The following is a 232-nucleotide window of genomic DNA, read 5'->3' on the forward strand; positions in this document are numbered from 1 at the left end:
CGGTGCGTAATCATCTTTATCACGGTTAGTTACTGTTACATTTACTGGGACGTCTTCTTTTGAGCCGTCTGGATATGTGACTGTAATCTTACCTGTGATCTTATCGCCAGGATTCTTATCTTTTGGAATTGTCACAGTGACTTTTCCTTTGTCATCTACATCGATAACTCCTGGTTGATCACTTACGTATGTTGTTTTGGCTGGAATGTCTTTTCCATTTTCTTCTTTCAAT

1 protein-coding gene is annotated in these 232 nt (G+C 38.8%); it reads right to left on the reverse strand.

The window, feature by feature from the left end; genetic code table 11:
* Positions 1 to 231: YPDG domain-containing protein (locus tag ADI86_RS01620; protein WP_049531502.1), on the reverse strand; the 231-nt coding region annotated here is incomplete at its 3' end.
* Position 232: the final 1 nt, after the last annotated feature.

The sequence above is a fragment of the Streptococcus pseudopneumoniae genome, assembly GCF_001074975.1.
Classification (GTDB): Bacteria; Bacillota; Bacilli; order Lactobacillales; family Streptococcaceae; genus Streptococcus; species Streptococcus pseudopneumoniae_D.